The sequence below is a fragment of the Kribbella sp. C-35 genome (assembly GCF_046549195.1).
Classification (GTDB): domain Bacteria; phylum Actinomycetota; class Actinomycetes; order Propionibacteriales; family Kribbellaceae; genus Kribbella.
Genome location: NZ_JAJPWG010000007.1, coordinates 138,080 through 162,574, shown reverse-complemented (window position 1 = coordinate 162,574; position 24,495 = coordinate 138,080). Strand labels below are relative to the sequence as shown.

The window sequence follows — 24,495 nt, the reverse complement described above, 5'->3', positions numbered from 1 at the left end:
ATGCCAGCAGCCTCCGAGGTCGTCGCGACGTACCTGGTTGAGACGTACCTCCCGCTCGAGCAGGCCGCCGAAGCGATCGCCGGCGAACAGTCGACGGGCACGTTCACGGCCGTCGCTCGAGAAACTCCCGAGCTCCGCGAACGTTTCGCCGCTCGCGTCCTCTCCGTCGACGAACTCCCGCCCACCGGCAACCCGGACCTGCCTGGCACAACCCGCCCGCGGGATGCCATGAAACGGAGCGCTCAGGTGCGGATCGCGTTCGGGCTGGGCAACTTCGGGCCGTCGTTACCCAACCTGCTCGCGGCGGTGGCCGGCAATCTGTTCGAGCTCCGGCAACTCGCCGGCATCCGGCTCCTCGACCTCGACCTCCCGGCGCCGTTTGCCCAGCGCTACCCCGGCCCGCAGTACGGCGTCCGCGGTACTCGCGAACTGCTCGACCGGCCGGACGGCGTCCTGCTCGGCACGATCGTGAAACCGAGCATCGGGCTGCCACCCGAAGAACTTCGGCTCGTCGTCCGCGAGCTCGCCGAGGCAGGTATCGACTTCATCAAGGACGACGAACTGATGGGCAACCCGCCGCACTCACCACTCGCCGACCGCGTGGCGGTCGTCACCGAGGAACTCGACAAGGCCGCGGCCCGCACCGGCCGGCGTCCCATGTACGCGTTCAACATCACCGACGACCTCGACCGCATGGCCGCCAACCACGACCTGGTCAACGCGGCCGGCGGCACCTGCGTGATGGTGTGCGTGAACCTTGTCGGCTTCAGCGCCCTTGCCTGGCTGCGGGAACGCTGCGCCCTGCCCATCCACGGCCATCGCGCGATGACCGGTGTCTACACCCGAGCGCCGCAGCTCGGCATCGACTACGTCGCCTGGTCGAAACTCGCCCGGCTGGCCGGGGCGGATCACCTGCACACCAACGGCCTGTCCAACAAGTTCTACGAAACCGACGAGGAGGTCCTCTGCTCCATCACCGCCGTACGTACGCCACTGCTGGGAGGCTACGAAACCCTGCCCGTCCTCTCCTCCGGCCAGACACCTGGTCTGGCCGGGGAGACCTACCGCCGCACCAACACAACAGATCTCCTAGTACTCGCCGGCGGCGGCATCCACGGCCACCCAAGCGGCCCAACCGCAGGCGTCACCGCCATGCGAGCCGCCTGGTCCGCAGCAACCTCAGGCACCGCCCTGGAAGCAGCCGCCTCACGAGTCCCCGCACTACAAGAAGCCCTGAACAAGTTCGGCTCCCCGTACGCCGGTGGTAGTCGTGGTTGAGGCGGCGTTCTATGGGGACGACTTCACCGGGTCGACGGATGCGATGGTGCAGTTCGCTCGGGTCGGGTTGCGGGCGGTGCTGCTCGTGACGTTGCCGTCGGCACCTGAGTTGCGGGAGCTGGCCGCGCGGTACGACGTGATCGGCGTCGCCGGGATCGCACGATCACTGCCACCGGACGAACAGGAGGCCGAGCTCCGTCCAGTGCTGGAAGCGCTACGGAATCTCGGGCCGCTCGTACTGCAGTACAAGGTCTGCTCAACCGCGGACTCCTCCCCCACCCGCGGCAGCATCGGACGCGCACTGGAAATCGGGCGCGACGTCTGCGGTCCTGCTGTCGTCCCCATCCTCATCGCACAACCCGAACTAGGCCGCTACACCATCTTCAGCCACCACTTCGCCGCCGAAGCCGGCACCATCTACCGCCTCGACCGCCAGCCCACCATGTCCACCCACCCCTCCACCCCCATGCACGAATCCGACCTCCGCCACCACCTCTCCCACCAAACCACCCTCCCCCTAACCGCCCTCCACCTGACCACCTACCCCAACCTCCCCACCAGCCACCTTCCTGATACGTCCGGTGGGGTTGGTGCGGTGGTGCTGGATGCGTTGACGGATGAGGACCTGCGAATGCTTGGGCCTGTGATTCTGCGGGATCGGTCCGCGGACGAGGTCAGATTTGTGATTGGTTCGGGTGGGATGTCTCGGGCGTTGGGACTGGCGCTTCGGCCTGGTGGTGGGGTTGCTGGCTCGGGTACGTCTGCCGTCGGTGGTCCGGTGTTGGTGGTGTCGGGTAGTCAGTCACGGCGTACTGCCGAGCAGATCGCAAATGTGCGGGCAGCCGGCTGGACGGTTCTGCCACTCGTCGACGAGGCTTCGGCGCGGGCGATGGCTGCATTTTCGGCGGGTGCTGAGGGTGTCGTCGTACACACGAATGGGCTAGGAGTCGACGAACTCGGGCGGGTGCCGGGTGCGCTGGCTGACGTCGTTCGGAGGGTGACTGCGGCCGCCGGCGTACGGCGAGTTGTTGTGGCTGGTGGAGACACGTCTGGTCAGGTGTTGCGGCAGCTTGAGGTCACGTCGCTCGAGCTCGCTGGGTCTGCGCGGCCAATCTCGCCGGGGGTGCATCTGTGTCGGGCGGCTTCTGCGGTGCCGGCGCTTGATGGTCTCGAGGTGTTGTTGAAGCCGGGGCAGCTAGGCGAGGTCGACCTGTTCACGGAGTTTCAGAGGTGGTCAGGGTGAAGGATTCGACCGGTGCCTGGGGAGAGTCGTGGATCTCGACGGTTCGGGGCGCTGAGCGTACGGCGAGGTTGGTGACGGTGATGTCGCGTACGACGGGAGCGTGGCCGCCGAACTGTTCCGGTTCCGCGTGCCGGGTGGTGATCAGGATCGCGGAGGTGGTGACCGCGTCGACGACGACGTTCTCGACGGTGACGTGCTCGATCACGCCCCCACGCAAAGAGTTCGTCTTGATCCGCAACGCATGGTCAACCCCAGCACCCACAACCCCACTACTACCCGACCCACCCGCCGAGCAGGTCGCGGGGGTGGTGATGTGGAGGTCTCGGGCTTGGATGTTGGATGCTCCGGCGGAGGCTTCGCTGCCGATGGTCAGGGCTCCGTGGCCGGTGGTGAAGCGACAGGACTCGATCAGGATGTTGCGGGACGGGCGGCCTACGCGGCGGCCGTCGGCGTCTCGGCCGGACTTGATGGCGATGCAGTCGTCGCCGGTGGTGAACGAGCAGCCGGTGATGACGACGTTCTCGCAGGAGTCCGGGTTGCAGCCGTCGTTGTTCGGGCCGAGGGAGTCGACGGTGATTCCGCGGATGAGTACGTCGGTGCAGAAGACCGGGTGTACTACCCACATCGGGGCGTTCACGATGCGTACGTCTTCGATGCGCACGCGACGGGAGGTGTGCGGCTGGATGAAGCTCGGGCGGAAACCGTGACCGGGGTCGAAGATGCGGTCCTCGACGGGTACGTCGGCTTCGACCATGCGGAGTAGGCGCTCCCAGTCGGTGCGCGGGCGGGTGTTGCTCCACCAGTTGTCTGTGCTCGCACCGCCGTCGAGGGTGCCGGTGCCGGTGATCGCGATGTCTGCTTCGTCGTACGCGTAGATGAGAGGTGAGTGGCTGAAGCACTCGATTCCTTGCCAGCGGGTACGGACGATCGGGTACGCCGTCGGGTCGGTGCGGAACCGGAGCGTCGCACCGGCGGACAGATGCAGCTCGACGTTGCTGCGAAGCCGGACCGGCCCGGTGACGAACACACCGTCGGGTACGACGACACGCCCGCCGGTGAGCGCACACGCATCAACCGCCTCCGCAATCGCCATAGTGCACTCGGCGGTGGGGCGGGCGCCGTAGGTGGTGATCAGGTGGTCAGGCATGGGGGCTGTCGGGCGTTGGGGGTTGGAGGGATTGGGTGCGGAGGGCGTTGGATAGGGGGACGGCTATTACCCAGCTGGGGTTCCAGGTGTTGGTGTGTCCTCGGTGTTGCCAGTGGGTTTGGAAGACGGCTTCGCCTTGCTCGCCGGGGAGGGGGAAGTTCCAGGCGTTCGGGGCGGTGGCGACGGTTTGGGTGAGGGCTTGGAGGGTGGTTCGGGCGGCGGCGACGTACGAAGGGTTGTTGGTGGTCAGGCCGAAGGAGAGGAGTTCGTACGTCGGGAAGAAGGTGTCCAGGTGGTGGTTCTGGACGCTGACGGTCGGCCAGCCGATTGCGTTGAAACCTGCGGTGTGGAGGGGTGAGTCGTCGTCTTGTTCCGGGGACCAGACGTAGACCCAGGTGAGGAGCCAGTCGGCGGCGACTTCGCACCAGGTGGCGTAGAGCGGGTCGCCGGTGCGGCGGAAGAGTTCGTAGGCGGCCATGAAGTAGTACATGCCGGCTTCTTTGTCCTCGCAGGCTGCGTCCAGGGTGGAGCGGGAGAAGGGGCGGTCGAAGGTTCGGGCGTGCTGGTCGTGGTACCGGGACAGCCAGATGGTTGCTTCCGACAACAGCTCGGCGGAGTCGAGGACCGAGGAGGCTTTGAGAGCAGCCAGTACGCACGGGATGCCCGCCGCAGAGACCGTCGTCGCGGCCGGTGTGCCGTCGAGTCGCCATCCCACCGGAAAGGTCCCATCAGCCAACTGAGCGGCCGGGGTCGTCGCTGGGCGGGAGGACGCGCCGGACGAAGCGGGCGCTGGGGTGCGGGAGGAGGTGCCGGGTGGGGTGGGGGCTGGGGTGCGGAGGAAGGTCATGATCTCTGCGAGTGCGTCCAACCAGGAGGGTGGGACGGGTTCGTTGTGGGCGCGGAAGAGGGTGATGATGTCGGTCAGGTCGCTGATTGTTTCGCCGTATGCTCGGCTGGAGATCATTGGGCGGTTGCCGGCGCGGAAGCTGGTCCAGCGGCGGGTGCTGACCTGGTATGCGTTGTGGCGTAGGCCGGGAGTTGGCGTCGGGCTGCCGGACAGGTAGAACTCGACGGCGGCGCGGCAGCGGTCGATGCGTAGACGGTCTCGGGTGTTGAAGCCGATCTGGGCGTCGCACCAGGCGAGCTTCAGTGCCTGGCCGGTCCAGCCGTACAGGAAGTGCCTGGACTTGCGTGGGCCGTTACCGGGGATGTCGCTGAACTTGGTGTAGCCGGCGACCGTCCCTGACTGGTACCACCGGTTGTCCAGGGCAACCGCCTTCAGGTTGATGAACTCATCGAGAGGCAGACCGCGCGCACCAGCGGCAGTGAAGAGCGTGCGGGCACTCTCGACGAGGTGCCGGAAGGCGTGACCGCGGATGTTCTGCGGTCCCCAGTCGAGGACCAGGCGCTGGGTGTAGACCTCGCCGGGGCGCAGCGTTAGGTAGCCGTCATCGGTGGCTTCGGTTTCTGCCTTGCTGACGTAGCGGACGTCTTGCTTGCCGTCGAACATCAGTACGCCGCTGAGGGCCGCGATCACTGGGCCCTCTTGGCGGATCGCGCCTAGCGAGCCGTACCGGACCTGGCCGTCGCCCGAGCGGCGGGCTTGTGGGCGGGAGAAGACGGACAGCCAGCGGCGTTCGCGGCCCTCGCGCCATTCGAGGTTCATGCCGGGGATCGGGAGACGGTCCTCCTCGGTGACGAAGCCTCCGCCGGGGGTTGGGCCGATGCGCGGTACGGCGCGGGCGGGATCCGCGGATGGATTGTCGTTGTAGATCAGGCCGGGGATGGTGAGCTGGCTGTCCATGACCCGGCCGAGGTCGAGTAGTAGTCCGACGGCTAGGTCGGCGACGCGGCGTTTGCTGATGTTGCGCCAGCGGAGCTCGAGGTTCAGATGGTTGGTGTCGTTAAATGCCAAACGCACTTCTACCGCGAGCGGTCCGGTTCGGCAGCCGGCTCGGTGTTCGCCTGGTCGGCGCGAGATCCACCAGCCGTCGGGAGAGGCCAGCGGGCTGGGTTGCCAGGGACGGCCGGCTGAGCAGGTGAGGAGGTCGCCTAGTGGGCGTTCCAGGTGGACCGGGCCGTCGGCCTGGCCGAACTGCAGGACCACACCGTCTGGTGTGCGGCGCAGCTCGGCCTGGCGCGGGCCAGATGTCAGGGCGGGCATCAGGAGGTCCGGCGGATCTGAATGGCCTGGTACTGCGTGCCGGGCAGCCGAACCGTCAACGTGCCAGCACCACCACCACCAGCACCGCCAGAGCCAGAGGTAGCCGTGACGGTTTCGTGGGTTCGGCGTACGGAGTGGTTCCAGACGTCTAGTACGTCGACGTCGTACCCGCCTTCGGGGAGGGAGAAGGTGCGGTCGGGGAACTGGTGTTCGCCGAGGTACTGGAGGTAGTAGGAGCCGGGGACCGCTAGCGTCGGGGCGTCGCGGTAGTCGTCGATTGGTTCGACGCCGTCGGGTAGGTCGTCTAGCACCTCTCGCAGCAGGCGTAGGCGTTGCGCGACGACACCTGTGGGGCGGCTGCCGCCGTCTGACCACGGCACCATGCCGGTACGCCGACGTACGTGCGCCGCTTCGGGGCCGGCGCTCGCGGACGACGGGTCGACGTACCACTCGCCGTGCGTCACGTACGCCCCGCGCACCGTCCCTTCCCAGATGCGGGTCAGCATCTCTTCAGGTCGGAGGCTGGTGTCGGGGGTGGTGCCGTTGCCTTCGTGGCCGCACGCGTCGACGAAGACGGGCTTGGCGTGGGCCAGGCGCAACGCCGAGACGCCACGGAGGTTCTCGATGCGGACGCTGAGATGGGTGAGCCAGGGCGGTCCGGGATCGGTTGCCTCGTGCATCGAGATCAGGTGGTGGCTGGGGTCGAGCTCGGCGATCAGCTCGGCGAGCCGCCGCACATCAGACGCCGCCGCGCCGGGCGGCGTGTCTGGCGGTGTGTTTGCCGGCGACAAGCACCAGTTGACGTTGCGGTAGGCGGCCAGGCGGTTGACCGCGTCGCGGACGACGGCCTCGTCCATCGGCAGGAGCACGTCGGCGACGATGTCGGCGGCCAGCAGGTCGCGGACCTGTTGCTCGGCAGCCTCCGACATCCGCAGGCGGACCCGGTTGAAGGGTGATGCCGCGAGCGCCGGGCGGGCGGCGGCCCACTGGTGCGGGTCGCCGAACCAGGTGGTCGTGAGTGGGTGGTACGGCGTGCCGTCTGCCCAGCGCAGTGTAGTGCCGGAGCGGCGGACAGGACCGCGTGAGGTTGCGGGTGTGCACTCCAGAGTCCCACCGTCATACGACCAAGTGCCTTCCAGAGAAGGGCTGTAGCGGACGAGCCAGTCGTCGCCCGACCGGAACGGTTCGGCGTACGCCGTCGCGCCGGACGTATGGCGGAACAACACGCCGGCCGGGCCGGGCACAGGTAGTTCGAGCACGTCCCAGCGTGCTACTGACGTCATCGGGTCCCTCTCAGGGCGAGGTACGGGGTGGCGGGCAGCGGGATGTGGCTCGGGCCGGAGTACTCGGCCAGCGGGGTGATGGTCATCGCCCGCGTGTCGATCAGGTCGAAGTGGAAAGGCGAACCGTCCGGCAGGTCCAGCTCGACAGCGGACGGCTGGCGGTCGCCGAGGTAGTGCAGGACGCAGCGGTCCGCGTCGACCTCACCGTCCGACTGCCGCGGCAGCCCGGCGAACACGGCCCGGAGGAAGTCGATCCGCTCCGGACTGTCGCCGTACAGCCGGCCGCCGATCGAGATCCACGCGCGGGTCTCGCGGTCGACGAACGACTCGCCGTGCCCGACGTACCCGCCGAGCGCCATGCCCTGCCAGAACCGGTGCACCATCTCGTCAGCGGTCAGGTTCCCCCAGCGGCGGCCGGCGTTGCCCTCGTAGCCGATCTCGTCGATCACGACCGGCTTCGGCCTATATTGGGCTGGTGGGGCGGGTTTGCGAATAGGACCGTCGCGCCAGGCGGCGACCTCTGCGCCGTCCCAGTGCTGCACGCTCTGGTGGGTGATCCACGGCTTGCCGAAGTCGTACGGCGTGAAGACCTCGTACATCTTGGTGCCGTTGTGGATCGACCGCAGCCGCTGGTACGGGTCGTACCGCTGCACGAGCTGCAGCAGCCGGTCCCAGTCCGCGATCGTCTTCTCGTGGTTGAAGTCGTACTCGTTCGACAGCGACCACCAGACGTTCCGGTACGCCGCCAGCCGCGCGACGACGTACCGCAGATAGGCCGCGTCCTGCGCCGGGGTCATCCGGTCGAAACCCCATACGCCGCGGTCGTACGGGTGGAACAGGATCAGGTCCGCCTGGATGCCCAGGGCCAGCAGGTCCGCCACCCGAGCCTCGAACTCCTGGAAGAACACGGGGTCGTACCGATCCACGTCGACCGAACCAGGTGTCGTGCCGGCAAACGGCGTGCGCTCGGGGCGCATCCCGTCCGTGGGGAGCAGGCACATCCGCACCTTGTCGAAAGGTGCCGAGCGCAACGACTCCAGCGTCAATTCCTGGAGCTCTTTCGACTCGTACGTCCAGTGGTAACACGTCGTACCGATGCAGTCGTACCGTGTGCCGTCGGCGTACGAGAAGTGGTGCCTGCCGAGTACGTCGACCGGCCCGTGGTTCCCCGGTCCCGGCGGGGTGCACACGAAGGTCCCGCGGTGCCCGTCGAGCTCGGGTGCGGAACTCGACGTGATGTACGACCACTCCCCCTCCCGGTCCGGCGAGAACCGCGCCCGGTACGTGCCGTCGCCGTCGTAGAAGCCGTCGACGGTCACCATCCGGTTGCGGAACTGGTACGTGACCTGGAACTCCACGGCGAACGGGTTTCCCTCAGAAGGCCCGGACAGCGTGAGCTCGTGCAGGCCCCACTTCTCGATACTCATGGCAATCGGTCTCCTGCCTGGATCCACTCGGGCGCCAGGATCACGTGCTTGATGGTCTTGCGCAGGTACGAGTACGCGACGTGCAACTGCCCGTCGCGGGTCTGCAGCAACGTCGGGTACGAGTAGCCGAACTCGTTCTCGCGGTACTCCTCGTCCTGCACCTGCAGATTCCGCCAGTACGGCCAGGTCGCGCCGTCGTCCTCGGACAACGCCAGCGTGAGCGGGGTCCGCAGGGTCTTCCGGCGTACGCCGCCCTTGCCGTCGTCGACCCAGCGGAACTGGTCGCGCTCCGCGGACGAGTCGTTGAACACCATGACGAGCCGGCCGTCGGCCAGTCGGAGCACCTGGATTGCCGAGTTGTTGTTCGGCAGCGCGGTGCGCTCCGGGGAGGTCCAGGTGCGGCCGTTGTCCTTCGAGACCGATCGGTGGATGCGGTCGGCGGCGCGGCTGCGGAAGTACCCGACGAGCTCGCCGGGCGCCAACTCGACGACGCTCATCTGCACCTGCCCGACCGCGTCCGGCAGCTCGATCACCGACCAGGATTCGCCCCGGTCGGTGCTCAACCGAATCACGGTGCGCTCGGCGGTCTTGTCGCAGTCGTACGCCGGCAGCAACCAGTCACCGTTGCTCAACACCACAACCGGGTTGCGGATGAACGAACCGAGGTGGTCGAACAGCACCTCGCTCCGCTCCCAGGTGAGCCCGCCGTCGGACGAGACCCGCCGGATCACCCGCGAGGTGGACTGGTCGTGCGGCTCGTTGGACGTATGCAGCAACCAGACATCGTCCTCCGGAGTGACAAACAACAGAGGGTTCTGTTCGGAGCGACGTGGGTCCGAGGAGAGCTGCACCGGCTCAAGCCAACTGTCGGTGCCGATGGGGAGGCGGGACAGGAGGATGTTGGTGTCCGGCTCGCCTTCGCCCGGGCCGTTGAACCAGGCGCACAGCAGGTCGCCGTTCGCCGTCTCGACCAGCGTTGCGGCGTGGCTGTCGCCCGGATGGATGGTGGGCAGGAGGGCCGCACCCTCGCGGATGCGGCCGTCGAACCTGGGGTCGTTCACCATGTGAGTCCGCGCGCAACCTGCGCCTTGATGTAGTCCGGGATGTCCTGCGTCTCGGTGACCAGCAGCGACGAGTCGACGTCCATGCCGTCCTTGAGCACGTGCTGCCGGAACACCTTGTACAGCGGGATGTCCCAGTACTCGGTGTTCTGGTAGTTCTTGATCACCGCGTTCTCGCCCCAGTACACGGCCGATGTGTCGATGGCCGCGAGCTCCGGGATCGCCGTACCGAACGCGTTCACGACAGCGTCGGTCTTCAGCACCGCCTTCATGCCGTACGACGAGATGCGGGTCTGCATCTCCTCCGATACCAGGTACTTGATCACGTCGAGCGCCTGGTCCTTGTGCTGCGACTGCGGCGGGACGAACGCCGCGCGGGTGTCCGGCTGGTAGATCGTCTTCGAGCCGCGGGACAGCACCGGCATCGAGGTGACGCCGATCTTCACGCTCTTCGCCCACTCGGCGAACTGCTCGGCGTCGTCCTCCTCGACGTAGTAGGAGCTGAGCGCGTACGCGTTCAGTTTCGACAGGTTGTTCACGGCCATCGCGAGGTGGCCGGGGAAGCTCATGTCGCCCTTGAAGAAGTCGTCCACCGTGGTGAAGTTGTTCCGCGGGATCATCAGGAACCGGTAGAGGTTGTTCGCGATCGACTTCCACTCGGAGGTCGTCAGGTTGACCTGGACGTCCTCGGGCGCCGGCTGCTCGCTCGAACCGGGCACGAACGGGTAGAGCCCGAGCTGGTTCATCGCGAGGTAGTTGTCCGGGTGCTGCATGTAGCCCTTGTAGTGGTCGATCCCGACCTGCCGCGTGAGCTTCTGGGCCAGCTTGTAGACGTCGTCGTACGTCGAGCCGGCGGTCGGGTACCGCACGCCGAACTTGTCGAAGACGAGCTTGTTGTAGAACAGCAGGCTTTCGTCGATCCACAGCGGGACGCCGTACAGGCCGCCGTCGGAGCGGGACTTGACCTGCTCGACCGAGCCGACGTTCAGCGTGGTCAGGTCGATGCCGGCGCCCTGCACCAGCGACGTGATGTCCTGGGTCCAGCCGAGCGGCTCGAGGTCCCGGTCGATCCGCAGCCGCGGGTCCTCCAGGATCAGGTCCGGTACCCGGCCGGCCTTGGCGATGTCCTCGTAGCGGATCGGGTAGTCCCAGGTCGCGTACTTCAGCTTGATGTTCGGGAACTTGGCCCGGATGGCGTCACCGAACACGGCGTCGAAGTACCGGTGCGCCTCCCGCCCGTCGTCGTTGCCGCCGAGCTCGAACGGCTTGAAGTTGGCGGCGAACACGAACAACTCGTCGTCGGCGACCGAGAACGGCACGTTGTACTTGTTCGGAATGTCCACGACACCGGCCGTGGACTGTGCAGCTGCGCGAGGGATCGCACTGGTCGAACTGGCGGCCGCGGGGGACGTTTGCAGAGCACCGCCGAATGCGGCGAGTCCACCGATCAGAGCGCCATTGCGTAACAGTCCACGACGGGACATGTTTCCTTCGGACATGAGAAGACCTCTCTTACGGGGCGGTGGTGGCCGTGAGGACACCCTTCAGATCCAGCTGCTCGGCGAGGTGGCACGCGACCTTGCGGCCACCGATCTCGCGCAGCTGCGGGACTTCGGTCGCACACCGGGCTTCGGCGTATCCGCACCGGGGATGGAACGGGCAGCCGGCCGGCACCTTGGACGGGTCCGCGATCTCGCCGAGCAGCTTGATCCGCTCGCGTTGCCCGCGGGAGGCGGGGTCGGGATCCGGTACGGCGCTGAGCAGCGCCTCGGTGTACGGGTGCAGGGGCTTGGAGTAGAGCTCTTCGGTCAACGCACTCTCGACGAGCTTGCCGACGTACATGACCGCGACGTCGTCGGCGACGTGCTCGACGATGCCGAGGTCGTGGGACACGAACAGGTACGTGAGACCGGACTCCTCCTGCAGATCGCGCAGCAGGTTGAGGATCTGGGCCCGGACTGAGACGTCGAGCGCGCTGACCGCCTCGTCCGCGACCACCAGCCGCGGCTCGGTGGCGAGCGCTCGTGCGATCACCACGCGCTGCCGCTCGCCGCCGCTGAACGCGTGCGGGTAGCGGCGCGCGTACTCCGCTCGCAGTCCGACGCGACGCAGTAGCGCGGCGACCTTGTCGTCGATCTCGTCGCGCGAACCCGACTCCTGGACGCGCAGCGGCTCGGCGATGATGTCGCGCAGCGTCTTGCGCGGGTCGAGCGACGAGTGCGGATCCTGGAAGATCAGCCGGACCTGCGCGCGGTACGGCTTCAACTGCTTCTCGCTCAACGTCGCCAGGTCGACGCCGTCGAACATGATGCTGCCCGACGTCGGCTCATACGCTCGGACGATGCACCGGCCGAGCGTCGTCTTGCCGCAGCCCGACTCCCCCACCAGTCCGAGTGTCCGGCCGGCCTTGATCGACAGGTCGACACCGTCGACCGCCTTCACGAAGCCGCGGTTCCGCCCGAGGAACCCGCCATGCAACGGAAAGTGCATGGTCAGGCGCTTGGTTTCCAGCAGGTTCATCGTTCCTCCTCGCCGTACAGCAGGCAGGCGACGTCGATCTCGTCGCTGCGCACGCGGACAGGCACAGTCACGTCGCACTTCCCGGCCATGAACGCGTCGCACCGCGGATGAAAGCGGCATCCGGTCGGACGCTCGTACGGCGGCGGCACCGTTCCCCGTACGGCGACCAGCCGGTCCTGACCGCGCTGACCCAGCCGGGGCACCGAGCGCACCAACGCCCGCGTGTACGGATGCTTGGGATGACTCAGTACAGCGGACGCGGGCCCCTGCTCGACCACTTCGCCGAGGTACATCACCGCGACCTCGTCGGCGACCTGCGCCGCGACCCCGAGGTCGTGCGTGATCAGCATGATCGCCATCCCGAACTCCTGCTGGAGATCCTGCAGCAGGTCGAGGATCTGCGCCTGCGTGGTGACGTCGAGCGCGGTCGTCGGCTCGTCCGCGATCAACAGCCGCGGGCGGCAGGACAGCGCCATCGCGATCATGGCGCGTTGCCGCATGCCGCCGCTGAGCTGGAACGGGTACGAGTCGACGCGGCGCTTCGGGTCCGGGATGCCGACCCGGCCGAGCATCTCGATCGCGCGTTCGCGAGCCGCCTGCTTGCCGACGTTCTCGTGCAGGCGGACCGCCTCGACGATCTGGTCGCCGATCGTGTGCACCAGGCTCAGCGACGCCATCGGCTCCTGGAACACCATCGCGATATCGGCCCACCGGACCTGCCGCAGCCGCTTGTCCTTCGCGGCCAGCAGGTCGAGCGGTTCCATGCCCGGCGCGTCGTCGTACAGCAGCACCTGGCCGCCGACGATCCGGGCCGGCCGCTCGACCAGCCGCAGGATCGATCGCGCGGTGACGCTCTTGCCGCAGCCGGACTCACCGACCACGGCCAGCGTGTGGCCACGCGGTACGGACAGGCTGACGCCGTCGACCGCCTTGACCACGCCGTCACCGAGCTCGAAGTGCGTCCGAAGGTCCCGGACTTCCAACAAGGGCTGCACGAGGGGCCTCCTACTTGTAGGGATCGGCGGCATCGCGCAAGCCGTCGCCGACGAAGTTCATGGCGAGTACGACGACCACGACCGCGAGGCCCGGGGTCAGCAGCCACGGGGCGGTGGCGACCGCGCGGATGTTCTGCGCGCCCTCGAGCAGCACACCCCAACTGACCGCGGGCGGCTGCAGACCGAGGCCGAGGAACGACAGGCTCGTCTCGGCCAGGATCATCCGCGGTACCGCCATCGAGATCGACGCGATGATGTGGCTGGCGAACGACGGCACCATGTGGCCGAAGATGATTCCGGTCCGACTCACTCCATCAAGCCGGGCCGCCATCACGAAATCCTCCTCGCGGAGGCTGAGGAACCGGCCGCGGACGTCCCGTGCCAGTCCGGTCCAGCCGATCAGCGACAGGATCACCGTGATCGCGAAGTACCTCGTCAACGGACCCCAACTGCCGGGCAGCGCCGCCGACAGCGCCATCCACAGCGGCAGCGTCGGGACCGACATGATGAACTCGATGATCCGCTGGATGATGTTGTCGACCGTGCCGCCCATGTAGCCGGAGATGCCGCCGATCAGCATGCCGAGCAGGAAGCTCGCGAACACGCCGACGAGTCCGATCGACAGCGACACCCGGGCGCCGTGGATCAGCCGGGACAGCAGGTCCCGGCCGGACTGGTCGGCGCCGACCAGGAAGAACGCCTCGCCGGCCTTCGTCGGGCCGATCAGGTGGATGTTCGACTTGATCGGACCCAGGATCGAGTACTGGTCGCCGCGCACGAACCACCCGACGTCGACGATCTTCGACGTGTCGACGGTGAAGGTCTGCTCGAACGTCTCCTGGTTCCGCGTCGACGAGTACCCGTACACGAACATCCCGTGCTCGGCCGAGATGTGCACCCGCTGCGGCGGGGCGTACGGCAGCGCGGTGTGCGCGGTGTCGGCGCTCGACGGCGCGAAGAAGCCGGCGAAGATCGCGATGAAGTAGATCGGGATCAGCACGATCAACCCGATCAGCGCCAGCCGGTGCCGGCGGAACTGCCGCCACATCAGCCGCCACTGCGGCAGCGCGCCGTGGTCGCGAAGGCTCTTGACGACTTCTTGTGGCGCGGCGAGAGCCTCGGTCTGCTGGACCATGCGGATCTATCCCTTCTGGAACCGGGTGCGGATCCGCGGATCCCACCAGGCCAGTGCGAGGTCGCTGAGCATCGTGCCGATCACCGTCAGCGTGCTGAGGATCAGCACGAAGCTGCCGACCAGGTACATGTCCTGGCTCTTCACCGCCCCGAGCAGCAGCGGGCCGCTGGTCGGCAGGCTCATCACGACCGACACGATCGTCTCGCCGCTGATCAGGCCGGGCAGCAGCCAGCCGACCGTGCTGAAGAACGGGCTGAGCGACATCCGGACCGGGTACTTGAGCAGCAGCTTCCACTCCGGCAGGCCCTTCGCGCGGGCGGTCGCGACGTACGGCTTGTGCAGCTCGTCGAGCAGGTTCGCCCGGGTGATCCTGATCAATCCCGCCGTACCGGCGACCCCGACCACCACGATCGGGACCCACAGATGGGAGATCAGGTCGAGCAGTTTGCCCAGGTTCCAGGCCGCGTCGGCGTACTCCGGTGAGAACAGTCCGCCGACGCTCTGACCGAAGTACCGGAACCCGATGTACATCATCACCAGCGCGAGCATGAACTCCGGGACGGCCATCCCGATGAAGCCGAGGAACGACGCGAAGTAGTCACCGGCCGAGTACTGCCGCAGCGCGCTGTAGATGCCGATCGGGAACGCGATCGCCCAGACGAACAGCAGACTGGCGATCGACAACACCATCGAGAGCAGCACCCGGTTGCCGATCAGGCTGGCGACCGACTGGTTCCAGGCGAACGACTGCCCGAGGTCGCCGTGCAGTACGACGCCCTTGATCCAGGTGAAGTACTGCACCATGAACGGCTTGTCGAGCCCGTAGTGCCGCTTCAGCTCGGCGATCTGCGAGTCCGGGATGTCCTGGCCGCGGGCCTCCGCGTTCGCGATCACCGTGGTGGTGTAGTCGCCCGGCGGCAGCTTGATGACCACGAAGGTGACGAACGAGATAGCCGCCAGCGTGATGACCATCCACACCAGCCGCCGGGCCACGAACCGCAGCATTACTGGCCGATCGCGAACTGCTCGGGGTGGACGATGCCCGGGGCAACCGACTCGCTCATCTTCTCCGGCACGTTGTGGAAGTCGTTCTTCACCACGCCGTACGTGTTCGGCACCGAGCTGACGCCGATGTAGTAGAACTGGTCGGCCGCGATCTGCAGGATCTGCTTGCCGAGCTCGAGCGTCTTCGCCGGGTCCGGCTCCTGCCGCGCCTGGGTGAACAGCTCCATCTGCTTCTGCACCTCGGCCGGCGGCTTGATGCCCTTCTCGCCGTCCGACTGGTACCACTGCGCCCAACCGATCCCGTAGCGCGCGCTGCCGTCGTTGGTCGGCACCCAGTAGTGGTCGCCACCGGTGCCGGTCGGCAGCACGAACGTGCCGCAGGTCCAGGTCCCGGCGTCGTGGTCGTTGCCCTTGACCCGTTCCTTGTAGAGGTCCTCGCTGACCGCCTGGGTGCGCAGCTCGATCCCGACCGCGGCCCAGCGCTTCTTGACGAACTCGATCGCCTCGACGTGGTCCGGGAACGACTCACTCACCAGTACGGCGACCGACACCGGCTTCCCGTCCGCGCCGAGCCGTTTGCCGTCCGGCGACTTCTTCGTCAGCCCGGCCGCGTCCAGGTGCTGGTTCGCCTTCGCGGCGTCGAACTCCAGGAACTGCGTGGCCAGCTGCTCGTTGTAGTACGGCGAGTCCTTCGGCGGCGCGCCCTGCCAGGGCTCACCCTGACCGGCGTAGACCGCGTCGATGACCTCCTTGCGGTTGATCGCGTGCGAGAGGCCGGCCCGGAACTCCTTGTTCGAGAACAGCGCCCGCTTGGCCGGGTCCTTGTGCGTCATGTTGAGGCCGAGGACCATCGTGTTGGTCAGCTGGGTCGGCACCTCGAAGATCTTGTAGCCGCCCTTCTCCCGGTTCTGCGCGACGACCGGCTTGTTCTGCGGCGTCCCGAAGTTCCGGTACTGCATACCGAACTCGCCGTTCATCACCTTGAGCAGCTCGACCTGGGCGTCCTGGACGACCTCGACGCGGCAGTTGTCGATATACGGCAACTGGCGGCCCTGGTCGTCGACCTTCCAGTAGTACGGGTTCCGGGTCAGGGTGACCGCGGAGCCCTTACCGAGCGCGGTTGTCACCTTCCACGGTGCCAGTGTCGGCTGCTCGGGGTTGGTCCACGGGTTCTGCTTCTGCGCGAACAGGTCGGTCCAGCTGCCGACGCCGGCCTTCTTCGCCAGTGCGTTCGCGTTCTTGTTGTACTTCAGGTGGAACTGCTGGAAGTAGTGCTTCGGCAGCAGCATCCCGTAGGCGCCTTCACGCTCGAAGATCGCGTCGGCGATCTGCACGAGCAGCGACGGCTGCGGCGAGCTGTAGGTCAGCTTGATCGTGCGCTCGTCGACCTTCTCGACCTTCGCGATCTTGCCGGTGTCCGGCGACGTGAACGCGTCGTACAGGCCGTCCGGGTGCAGTCCCGTGTCGCACTGCACCTCGAGGATCGTGAACATCAGGTCGTCCGCCGTACACGGCTTGCCGTCGGACCACTTCAGGCCCTCGCGCAGCGTGAACGTGTACACCTTGCTCTCGGCATCGACCGTGTACTCGGCGACGTTCGCCTCGATCTCGTCGTACCCGGGCTTGCCGACCTTGTCGGGCTTCCAGCGCAGCAGCGGCTCGTAGCGCATCGCGTACCACAGCCACTGGGTGTCCTCCTGGGTCAGCATCGCCGACCGCCAGGTTCCGCCGTACTGCGCCTTGCCCTCGAGGGGCTTGATCACCGGCGGGTTCTTCGGCAACCGGTCCGCCAGCGGGGGCAGGGAGCCCTTGTCCACCAGGGCTTTCAGCATCGGCGACTCCTTCTCGCCGGCCGCGGCGACCTGCGCGCCGGAGCCGGCCGGCTTGGTGTCGAAGAAGCCGCACCCAGGGATGGTCGCCACGGCCAGGAGGCCGAGACCGCCCTGCAGCAGCCGGCGCCGGTCAATCATGCGTTGGGACATGTCTCTACCTCACTGCTGCTCGAGCGTGATGTTGCTGAACTGCGCGGTCCCGTAGTCGACGAGGCCGTTGTCGTCCAGGCGGCCGCCGTCGATGGCGAAACCGATATAGAAGGTCCGGCTCGGCATCATGATCTTTTCGTAGCCGAAGCGGTCCCACTTGACCTGATCAGTGGAGATGAAGGCCTCGAACTCGACCTCCCGGGCCTGCGGGCGCTCGCGCCGGAGCAGCCGCAGCCAGTACACCTTCGTGGGGTCCAGGTAGCTGTCGTCCCACGGCCACGGGCCGACACTCGGCACCGACCCGTCGGTCTGGATCCGGATCGCCTGCGCCTTCATACCGCCGTCGTCGGTGGCGGTCGGCGCGGCGCTGGCGTTGTCGTTGACCGTGCCGTACCCGCCCGCGACGCCGAAGCCGATACCGCCGTACATGTACGGCGCGGCCGGGTCCAGCGAGTCGCGGATCATCAGACCCGCGGTGAGTCCGTTGGCGATCTTGCTGAGCTGGTCCAGCCGCGCGGTGATCTGCGAGACCGCACCCGCGCCGCCGACCTGGAGCTTGCGGTACACGTAGTGGAAGTTGCTCGTCCGCCCGTAGATCCGGCCGGAACCCTTGATGGTCAGCACGCCGCCGTCCAGGCTGCCGGAGCCCGGCACCGGCGGCTTCCCGATCGACGCCGACGTCCAGCCCGTCGTGCCGGTCTGCCGGTTGACGTGCACCTGGACAGCGGTCGACTGGGTCGCCGTACCGTTCTTGTCGGTGGCCCGCGCAGTGATCCAGTAGGAGCCGTCGGCAACGTACTTCCATTGGACCTGGTACGGCGCCTGCGTTGCAGCACCGATCACCTGGTCGCCGTTGAAGAACTCCACCCTGGCGAGTTGCCCGCCCTTCGCGGCGGACGCGTCGGCCGTGATCGTCACGGTCGGCGCGGTGCGACCGGCGACGGTCGTGTTCTGCTCCGGGCTGGTGATCCGCACGGCCGGGTTGCCGACCGGGTCCGGGACCAGCGAGTTGAGGTAGTTCTCCAGGTAGGTGTAGCCGTTCGGCGCGATCTTCTGCGCATCCGACGGGTCGTTCGGGTCGAGGCCGTTGGCCTTCTCCCACCAGTCCGGGATGCCGTCGTGGTCGGAGTCCACCGGCGCCTCGGTCTGGACGAGCTCCGGGTAGCCGCCGACCTGCTTCTGCGAGTTGATCAGCCGGCCGGTGCCGTTGCGGACCTCCTCGACGACGCGGGCGTCGGCGGCGTCGCGCTTCGGCAGGATCGCGCCGGCGCCGTCCAGCACCGCCTCGTACGCCTTGCTCGCCGCCTGCAGGTCGCCGCGGCCCGGGATCGGCTGCGGCTCGGCCAGCTCGACGATGCCGCCGATCGGGTACCGGATACCGCGGCGGTTGTGTGCGGTGACATCCGGGTGGCCGTCGACGTGGTTGCCGGCGACGTACCACTGGCCGCCGCGGTTCGCGCTCACCACAACCGGTGCGACCTCGTCGAGCGTGGTCGGGCCCGGCTTGTAGAAGTTGTTCATGATGTTGATGCCGTTGGCCCACTCACCGCCGTACACCGAGGTGTAGCCGTGGTCGTAGATCACGTTGTTGTAATGGTCGACCTCGAGGTTGATGCCCTCGGTGTAGCCGAAGCGCGGCTGCCGTCCGCCCTGGTGGGCGACCAGGTTGTGGTGGTACGTGTTCCGCTCGCCGCCCCAGATCCCGCCGTACCCGTGCCGGTTCTTCGGGTGCGCGGACAGCGCCAGCCCCTCGGAGACGATGCACCACTGCACGGTGACGTCGTAGTTCCCGTACGGCGACAGGCACTCGTCGACCGCCCAGCTGAACGAGCAGTGGTCGATGATCAGGTTGCGGATCTCCGGGCTGACCGAACCGGGCACGTTGGTGTTGAACGAGTCGTCCGCGATCTCGTACAGGTCGCCGAGCCGGAACCGCAGGTAGCGGATCACGATGTCGTGGGCGCTGCCCTTGATCCCGGTGCTGTGACCCGACAGGCAGATGCCGCCACCCGGCGCGGTCTGTCCGGCGATGGTCAGGTTGTTGCCGGAGATCAGCAGCTGGGTCTCCAGCTTGATGGTGCCGGAGACCCGGAACACGATGGTCTGGTCGGAGCCGGAGACGCCTTCACGGAGCGAACCGGGTCCGGAATCGGCCAGCGTGGTCACCTCGTACACCGAGCCGCCGCGGCCGCCCTTGGCCCACTTCCCGGCGCCCTCGGCACCGGGGAAGGCAGGCAACCGGTCGTCGTTCGAGCCAGCGGTCGTCGCGGTCCTGGCGGTCGCCGTCGGCGTGATGCCGAGCGACGCGACTCCGATCGCGGCCGCGGTCGTCCCGACGAATCCGCGCCGGGACCAGCCCGGTGGACTGGGAGGGGGAGTTTCAGTCATCGTCCATGCCTCGCTTTCGGCAGGGGGCGGCTGCTGAGTTGCGCAGTCTGAATATCTAGTCAAGTCCGAATGGAACGACGGCCCTCATGGTCACGGAGGTTACGAAGCCATGTCAAGAGCGTGACGCCGAAAAACCGCAATCGTTTGCAGGCAGAGATTCTCGTTCCCGCAATCGTTTGCACGAACTCTTGCCTCGACGTCCGCGGCGGTGGTTACCTTGCCTCCATGCCATTGCGCCCACTCCCCCTCGGCAGCACCAAGATCAGCGGCGGGTTCTGGCTGGAGCGGCAACGGACCAACCGCGACGCAACCATCCCGGCCGCCGCGCAGCGGCTCGAGGAGGTCGGGACGCTGCGCAACTTCCGCCAGGCCGCCGACCACGAGACAGGCGCCACCACCGGACAACACTTCGCGGGCAAGCTGTTCGCCGACACCGACGTCTACAAGTGGCTTGAGGCGGTCGCCTGGGAGCAGGCCCGCGAGCCGTCGACGGAGCTCGCGGACTGGCAGTTCAGGGCGAGCGCGCTGGTCGCCGCCGCGCAGGAACCCGACGGCTATCTCAACACGCACACGCGGCTGGCACTCGACGGGCAGCGGTACGGCGACCTGGAGAAGGGGCACGAGCTGTACTGCGCGGGACACCTCCTGCAGGCAGCCGTGGCGCAGGTGCGGGCGACCGGGGATCGCACCTTGCTCGACGTGGCGTGCCGGTTCGCCGATCACCTGTGCAAGACGTTCGGCCCAGGACGACTGCAAGGCGTCGACGGGCATCCGCTGATCGAGATGGCGCTCGTCGAGCTCTACCGCGAGACCGGTACGGCGGCGTACCTCGAGCTGGCGTCGTACTTCGTCGAGGCGCGCGGGCACGGGCTGCTCACTCCCCCGGGTCACCACGGTCCGGCGTACTTCCAGGATCACCTGCCGGTGCGTGAGGTCCGCACGATCGCCGGGCACGCGGTCCGGGCGCTCTATCTCGCGTCCGGTGCGACCGACGTCGCGGTGGAGACAGGAGACGAGGAGCTGCTCGACGCGTTGCGGGCGACGTGGTCGACCATGGTCGAGAGCCAGACGTACCTGACCGGTGGCGTCGGGGCGAGGTGGTACGGCGAGGCGTTCGGCGACCCGTTCGAGCTGCCACCGGATGCGGCGTACTGCGAGACCTGTGCCGCGATCGCGAGTGTGCAGTGGTGCTGGCGACTGCTGCTCGCGACGGGTGAGAGCAAGTACGCCGACCTGATCGAGCGGACGCTCTACAACGCCGTGATCTCCGGGGTCTCGCTCGACGGTGACCGGTTCTTCTACGTGAACACGTTGAAGGTGCGGAGCAACGCGTTCGCCGACGATCAGCGGTCCGCGGTGGGTGGGCGGCAGCCGTGGTTCGGTACGGCGTGCTGTCCTCCGAACGTGATGCGCACGCTCTCGTCGCTGGACCAGCTGATCGCGACCTCGGACGACGACGGGGTGCAGGTACAGCTGTATGCGCCGGCTTCGGTGAACGTCGGTCCGATCGGTTTCGATGTTGAGACCGAGTATCCGTGGCACGGGACTGTCCGGGTGCGGATCACCTCGACGCCGGACACGCCGTGGACTCTCGGTCTGCGGATCCCGGCGTGGGCCGAGACTCATCGGCTGACGGTCAACGGGTTCGAGGGACCGCTGCGGCGGGTGTGGGCGGTGGGTGACGAGGTCGTGCTGGAGTTGCCGGTCGCGGCGCGCCGTACGACGCCTGACGAGCGGATCGACGCCGTGCGTGGCTGCATCGCGATCGAGCGCGGCCCGTTGGTGTACTGCTTCGAGCAGCAGGACGCGGACGTCGTACTCGACTCGGCGGCTGTGGTCGCGGGCGAGCTGATCGAGCGCGAGCGACCGGACCTGCTCGGCGGTGTGACGACAGTCGACGTACCGACGCGCGATGGCACGTTGACCGCGATCCCCTACTACGCCTGGGCCAACCGGGAAGTCGGACCGATGACCGTGTGGATCCGGGAGGACGCGTGAACTACTGGGAGGATCCAGGTCCGGGGTATGGCGTGCTGCCGCCGCGGGCCGCGGTGCGGTCAGATGCCCCTCGGATGAGTTTGAACGGGCAGTGGCGGTTCCGGCTGTCGCCTTCAGTGGGTGAGGCCGGGTTCGAGGACATGGACTTCGACGACTCGGACTGGGACTGGTTGCCGGTGCCATCGTCGTGGCCGATGCACGGGTATGGGAGTCCGGCGTACACGAATCAGAAGTATCCGTTCCCGGTCGATCCGCCGTACGTGCCGGACGAGAACCCGACCGGCGATCATCGGTTGGCCTTCGAGCTGCCGGAGTCGTGGAGTGGTTCGACGGTGCTGCGGTTCGACGGGGTGGACTCGTGCGCGCGGGTCTGGCTGAACGGGGTCGAGCTCGGGGTGACGCGCGGTTCGCGCCTGCCGGCCGAGTTCGCGGTCGGCGGCGTACTGCGGCCGGGCCGGAACGTGCTCGCGGTGCGCGTGCACCAGTGGTCGTCCGGTTCGTACCTCGAGGACCAGGACATGTGGTGGCTGCCGGGGATCTTCCGGGACGTCACGCTGATCGCCCGTCCGGTGGACGCCGACGTGTTCGTGCACGCCGACTTCAGGGACGGCTCCGGCGTGCTCCGCGTCGAGTCGGCACCGGGTGCGGTGGTGCGGATCCGGGAGCTGGATGTGGTGGTGCCGTGCGGGGAGACCGTGACGATTCCGGTCGTCGAGCCGTGGTCGGCCGAGGTGCCACGGTTGTACGACGCGGTCGTGGAGCTGCCCGGTGAGCGGGTCGCGCTGCGGATCGGGTTCCGGACGGTGGAGATCGTCGACGGCGTACTGCGGGTCAACGGGCGGCGGATCCTGTTCCACGGGGTGAACCGGCACGAACACGATCCGGTGTTCGGTCGCGCCGTACCTCATCAGCGGCTGCGCGAAGAGCTACTGGTGATGAAGCGGCACAACATCAACGCGATCCGGACCAGTCATTACCCGCCGGACACTCGTTTGCTGGAGTTGTGCGACGAGCTCGGGTTCTGGGTGATGGACGAGTGCGACTACGAGTCGCACGGGTTCATGCTGATCGACTGGCAGGGGAACCCGGCCGACGACCCGCGGTTCCTGGACGCGTCGCTGGACCGGATGCGGCGGACCGTCGAGCGGGACAAGAACCATCCGTCGGTCGTCATGTGGTCGCTCGGGAATGAGGCCGGCGTCGGGTCGAACCTGACCGCGATGGCGGCGTGGACGCGGGACCGGGATCCGTCGCGGCCGTTGCACTACGAGGGCGATCTGTCGTGTGCGGATGTTGATGTGTACAGCCGGATGTACGCGTCGCACGCCGAGGTCGAGGCGATCGGGAAGCGCGCGGAGAAGCCGTTGGAGGACCCGGTCCTGGATGCGCGGCGGCGTTCGATGCCCTTCGTGCTGTGTGAGTATTCGCATGCCGGAGGCAACGGTCCTGGTGGGTTGCCGGAGTACGAGGCGCTGTTCGACACCTACGAACGCTGTCAGGGCGGGTTCCTCTGGGAGTGGATGGAACACGGCATCCTGCGAGCGGACGGTTCCTACGGGTACGGCGGTGACTTCGGCGAGGAACTGCACGACGGTACGTACGTCCTCGACGGCCTGGTGTTCCCCGATCTGACCCCGCAGCCGGTGCTCGCGGAGGTCCACAAGGTCTACGAGCCGGTGCGCCTGTCCGTCGCCGGCGATGTTCTCACGATCACCAACCGGTACGACGTACTCGACACATCCCACCTGTCCCTCCACTGGGAGATCGCCGACGAAGGCGAAGTGGTTGCCCGCGGCCCCCTCGCGCTCCCGGTGATCCCGGCCGGCCGGTCCGCGACCGTCCAACTTCCCGAACTCCCGGCACTCCAGAACCGCGAACGCTGGCTGACAATCCGCGCCGTACTCACCAACGACACCCCCTGGGCCCCAGCCGGCCACGAGATCACCTTCACCCAAACCCAACTCGCACCGACGCACCACACCACGCCAACCACCGCCCCCGCGCGGCACCCCAGCACGCCAGCCGATGCCTCCACGTCCCGTCCCCCGGGTGGGGAGGTCGTCGTGGGACCGGGGCGGTTTGATGGGCGGACCGGGCGGTTGGTGGGGCTTGGCGGGTGGGCGATTGAGCATCGTCCGCTGGAGTTGTGGCGGGCGCCTACACAGCACGATGCGCGGACGTGGGATGCCACCACGCTGGATCGGAAGACCCGGTGGGCGAATGCGGGGCTGGATCGGTTGCGGTACCGGACCGTGTCCGTCGAGACCTCAGGTGATGAGCTGGTTGTGGCGACGATGGTGGGCGCCGCGGCGACGGACGCGCGGGTGCTGACGACGTACACCTGGAGGACCGACGGCGGGCGGCTGACGGCAGAGGTCGAGGTCGAGCCGTTGGGTGAGTGGATGGTGCCGTGGGCTCGGCTCGGGGTGACGTTCGGAGTGCCGGCGGGCTTTCACGGCCTGACCTGGTTCGGGTTGGGTCCGGGGCAGGCCTATCCGGACTCTCGCTCGGCGGCGCGGATCGGGCGCTACACGAGCACGATCGACGACTTCCAGGTGCCGTACCTGTATCCGCAGGAGAACGGCGCCCGCGGTGACGTCCGCTGGGCCGAACTCTCCGGGTCGGCGGGCAAGCTCAGGCTGACCGGCGATCCCCACTTCGCGCTGATGGTACGTCGTTGGACGACAGCCGACCTGGCCGCCGCCGAGCACCCAGCGGACCTGCACCCGAGTGACCGGGTCTGGATCACGCTGGATGCCCTGCAGCACGGCCTCGGGAGTCCGACGAGCGGCGCGCCGATCCTGCCGCCGCACGACCTGCAACCGCAGAAACACACCTTCAGGTTCAGCTTGGGAATCCCCACCTAGCC

The 24,495-nt window shown here is 67.5% G+C and carries 16 protein-coding genes; 4 read left to right on the top strand and 12 right to left on the bottom strand.

Annotation, left to right across the window (positions count from 1 at the left end; translation table 11 throughout):
• Both ACLJOO_RS38370 and ACLJOO_RS38365 read left to right on the top strand, forming a co-directional pair.
• A complete protein-coding gene (locus ACLJOO_RS38370; RefSeq protein ID WP_410792716.1) occupies positions 1 to 1,278 on the top strand; it encodes a RuBisCO large subunit C-terminal-like domain-containing protein in 1,278 nt (425 codons plus the stop codon).
• Complete coding sequence (locus tag ACLJOO_RS38365; RefSeq protein WP_410792714.1) at positions 1,262 to 2,521, top strand: four-carbon acid sugar kinase family protein; 1,260 nt, start codon at positions 1,262 to 1,264, stop codon at positions 2,519 to 2,521. Before ACLJOO_RS38370 ends, ACLJOO_RS38365 begins: the two co-directional genes overlap by 17 nt.
• Here the strand turns inward: ACLJOO_RS38365 and ACLJOO_RS38360 are convergent.
• The 12 genes from ACLJOO_RS38360 to ACLJOO_RS38305 form a co-directional block, all read right to left on the bottom strand.
• Positions 2,493 to 3,668, bottom strand: coding sequence for a glycoside hydrolase family 28 protein (locus ACLJOO_RS38360; protein WP_410792713.1), 1,176 nt, complete (start codon positions 3,666 to 3,668; stop codon positions 2,493 to 2,495). The genes ACLJOO_RS38365 and ACLJOO_RS38360 overlap by 29 nt on opposite strands.
• Entirely contained in the window at positions 3,661 to 5,832 is a 2,172-nt protein-coding gene (locus ACLJOO_RS38355; RefSeq protein WP_410792711.1) for a hypothetical protein, read from the bottom strand. The genes ACLJOO_RS38360 and ACLJOO_RS38355 overlap by 8 nt, the downstream gene beginning before the upstream one ends.
• Positions 5,832 to 7,115 (bottom strand): DUF5605 domain-containing protein, encoded by a 1,284-nt coding sequence (locus tag ACLJOO_RS38350; protein WP_410792709.1) that lies wholly within the window; start codon positions 7,113 to 7,115, stop codon positions 5,832 to 5,834. Before ACLJOO_RS38350 ends, ACLJOO_RS38355 begins: the two co-directional genes overlap by 1 nt.
• Complete coding sequence (locus ACLJOO_RS38345; protein ID WP_410792707.1) at positions 7,112 to 8,542, bottom strand: DUF5060 domain-containing protein; 1,431 nt, start codon at positions 8,540 to 8,542, stop codon at positions 7,112 to 7,114. The genes ACLJOO_RS38350 and ACLJOO_RS38345 overlap by 4 nt, the downstream gene beginning before the upstream one ends.
• Positions 8,539 to 9,606 carry a sialidase family protein gene (locus ACLJOO_RS38340; protein ID WP_410792706.1) on the bottom strand — a complete coding sequence of 356 codons (1,068 nt, stop codon included), beginning with the start codon at positions 9,604 to 9,606 and terminating at the stop codon, positions 8,539 to 8,541. Before ACLJOO_RS38340 ends, ACLJOO_RS38345 begins: the two co-directional genes overlap by 4 nt.
• A complete protein-coding gene (locus ACLJOO_RS38335; protein WP_410792705.1) occupies positions 9,600 to 10,946 on the bottom strand; it encodes an ABC transporter substrate-binding protein in 1,347 nt (448 codons plus the stop codon). The genes ACLJOO_RS38340 and ACLJOO_RS38335 overlap by 7 nt, the downstream gene beginning before the upstream one ends.
• A gap of 169 nt (positions 10,947 to 11,115) precedes the next feature.
• The gene (locus ACLJOO_RS38330; protein WP_410792704.1) at positions 11,116 to 12,123 is read right to left on the bottom strand and encodes an ABC transporter ATP-binding protein; all 1,008 of its coding nucleotides are present in this window, start codon (positions 12,121 to 12,123) and stop codon (positions 11,116 to 11,118) included.
• Complete coding sequence (locus tag ACLJOO_RS38325) at positions 12,120 to 13,118, bottom strand: ABC transporter ATP-binding protein (protein WP_410792702.1); 999 nt, start codon at positions 13,116 to 13,118, stop codon at positions 12,120 to 12,122. The genes ACLJOO_RS38330 and ACLJOO_RS38325 overlap by 4 nt, the downstream gene beginning before the upstream one ends.
• A gap of 10 nt (positions 13,119 to 13,128) precedes the next feature.
• Positions 13,129 to 14,253 carry an ABC transporter permease gene (locus ACLJOO_RS38320; RefSeq protein ID WP_410792701.1) on the bottom strand — a complete coding sequence of 375 codons (1,125 nt, stop codon included), beginning with the start codon at positions 14,251 to 14,253 and terminating at the stop codon, positions 13,129 to 13,131.
• A gap of 6 nt (positions 14,254 to 14,259) precedes the next feature.
• Positions 14,260 to 15,258 (bottom strand): ABC transporter permease, encoded by a 999-nt coding sequence (locus ACLJOO_RS38315; RefSeq protein WP_410792700.1) that lies wholly within the window; start codon positions 15,256 to 15,258, stop codon positions 14,260 to 14,262.
• Positions 15,258 to 17,240 carry an ABC transporter substrate-binding protein gene (locus tag ACLJOO_RS38310; RefSeq protein WP_410792699.1) on the bottom strand — a complete coding sequence of 661 codons (1,983 nt, stop codon included), beginning with the start codon at positions 17,238 to 17,240 and terminating at the stop codon, positions 15,258 to 15,260. The genes ACLJOO_RS38315 and ACLJOO_RS38310 overlap by 1 nt, the downstream gene beginning before the upstream one ends.
• Before the next feature lie 9 nt (positions 17,241 to 17,249).
• Entirely contained in the window at positions 17,250 to 19,628 is a 2,379-nt protein-coding gene (locus ACLJOO_RS38305) for an Ig-like domain-containing protein (protein WP_410792698.1), read from the bottom strand.
• Between the two features lie 225 nt (positions 19,629 to 19,853).
• On the opposite strand from ACLJOO_RS38305, the gene ACLJOO_RS38300 reads away from it, so the two are divergent.
• A complete protein-coding gene (locus ACLJOO_RS38300) occupies positions 19,854 to 21,626 on the top strand; it encodes a glycoside hydrolase family 127 protein (protein ID WP_410792697.1) in 1,773 nt (590 codons plus the stop codon).
• Between the two features lie 74 nt (positions 21,627 to 21,700).
• Complete coding sequence (locus ACLJOO_RS38295) at positions 21,701 to 24,493, top strand: glycoside hydrolase family 2 TIM barrel-domain containing protein (protein WP_410792696.1); 2,793 nt, start codon at positions 21,701 to 21,703, stop codon at positions 24,491 to 24,493.
• Positions 24,494 to 24,495 lie beyond the last annotated feature (2 nt).

Coding starts and splice junctions, on each gene's coding strand:
- ACLJOO_RS38370 (WP_410792716.1), top strand. CDS start 1: ATGCCAGCAGCCTCCGAGGTCGTCGCGACGTACCTGGTTGAGACGTAC.
- ACLJOO_RS38360 (WP_410792713.1), bottom strand. CDS start 3,668: ATGCCTGACCACCTGATCACCACCTACGGCGCCCGCCCCACCGCCGAG.
- ACLJOO_RS38355 (WP_410792711.1), bottom strand. CDS start 5,832: ATGCCCGCCCTGACATCTGGCCCGCGCCAGGCCGAGCTGCGCCGCACA.
- ACLJOO_RS38350 (WP_410792709.1), bottom strand. CDS start 7,115: ATGACGTCAGTAGCACGCTGGGACGTGCTCGAACTACCTGTGCCCGGC.
- ACLJOO_RS38345 (WP_410792707.1), bottom strand. CDS start 8,542: ATGAGTATCGAGAAGTGGGGCCTGCACGAGCTCACGCTGTCCGGGCCT.
- ACLJOO_RS38340 (WP_410792706.1), bottom strand. CDS start 9,606: ATGGTGAACGACCCCAGGTTCGACGGCCGCATCCGCGAGGGTGCGGCC.
- ACLJOO_RS38330 (WP_410792704.1), bottom strand. CDS start 12,123: ATGAACCTGCTGGAAACCAAGCGCCTGACCATGCACTTTCCGTTGCAT.
- ACLJOO_RS38320 (WP_410792701.1), bottom strand. CDS start 14,253: ATGGTCCAGCAGACCGAGGCTCTCGCCGCGCCACAAGAAGTCGTCAAG.
- ACLJOO_RS38315 (WP_410792700.1), bottom strand. CDS start 15,258: ATGCTGCGGTTCGTGGCCCGGCGGCTGGTGTGGATGGTCATCACGCTG.
- ACLJOO_RS38310 (WP_410792699.1), bottom strand. CDS start 17,240: ATGTCCCAACGCATGATTGACCGGCGCCGGCTGCTGCAGGGCGGTCTC.
- ACLJOO_RS38305 (WP_410792698.1), bottom strand. CDS start 19,628: ATGACTGAAACTCCCCCTCCCAGTCCACCGGGCTGGTCCCGGCGCGGA.
- ACLJOO_RS38300 (WP_410792697.1), top strand. CDS start 19,854: ATGCCATTGCGCCCACTCCCCCTCGGCAGCACCAAGATCAGCGGCGGG.
- ACLJOO_RS38295 (WP_410792696.1), top strand. CDS start 21,701: ATGAGTTTGAACGGGCAGTGGCGGTTCCGGCTGTCGCCTTCAGTGGGT.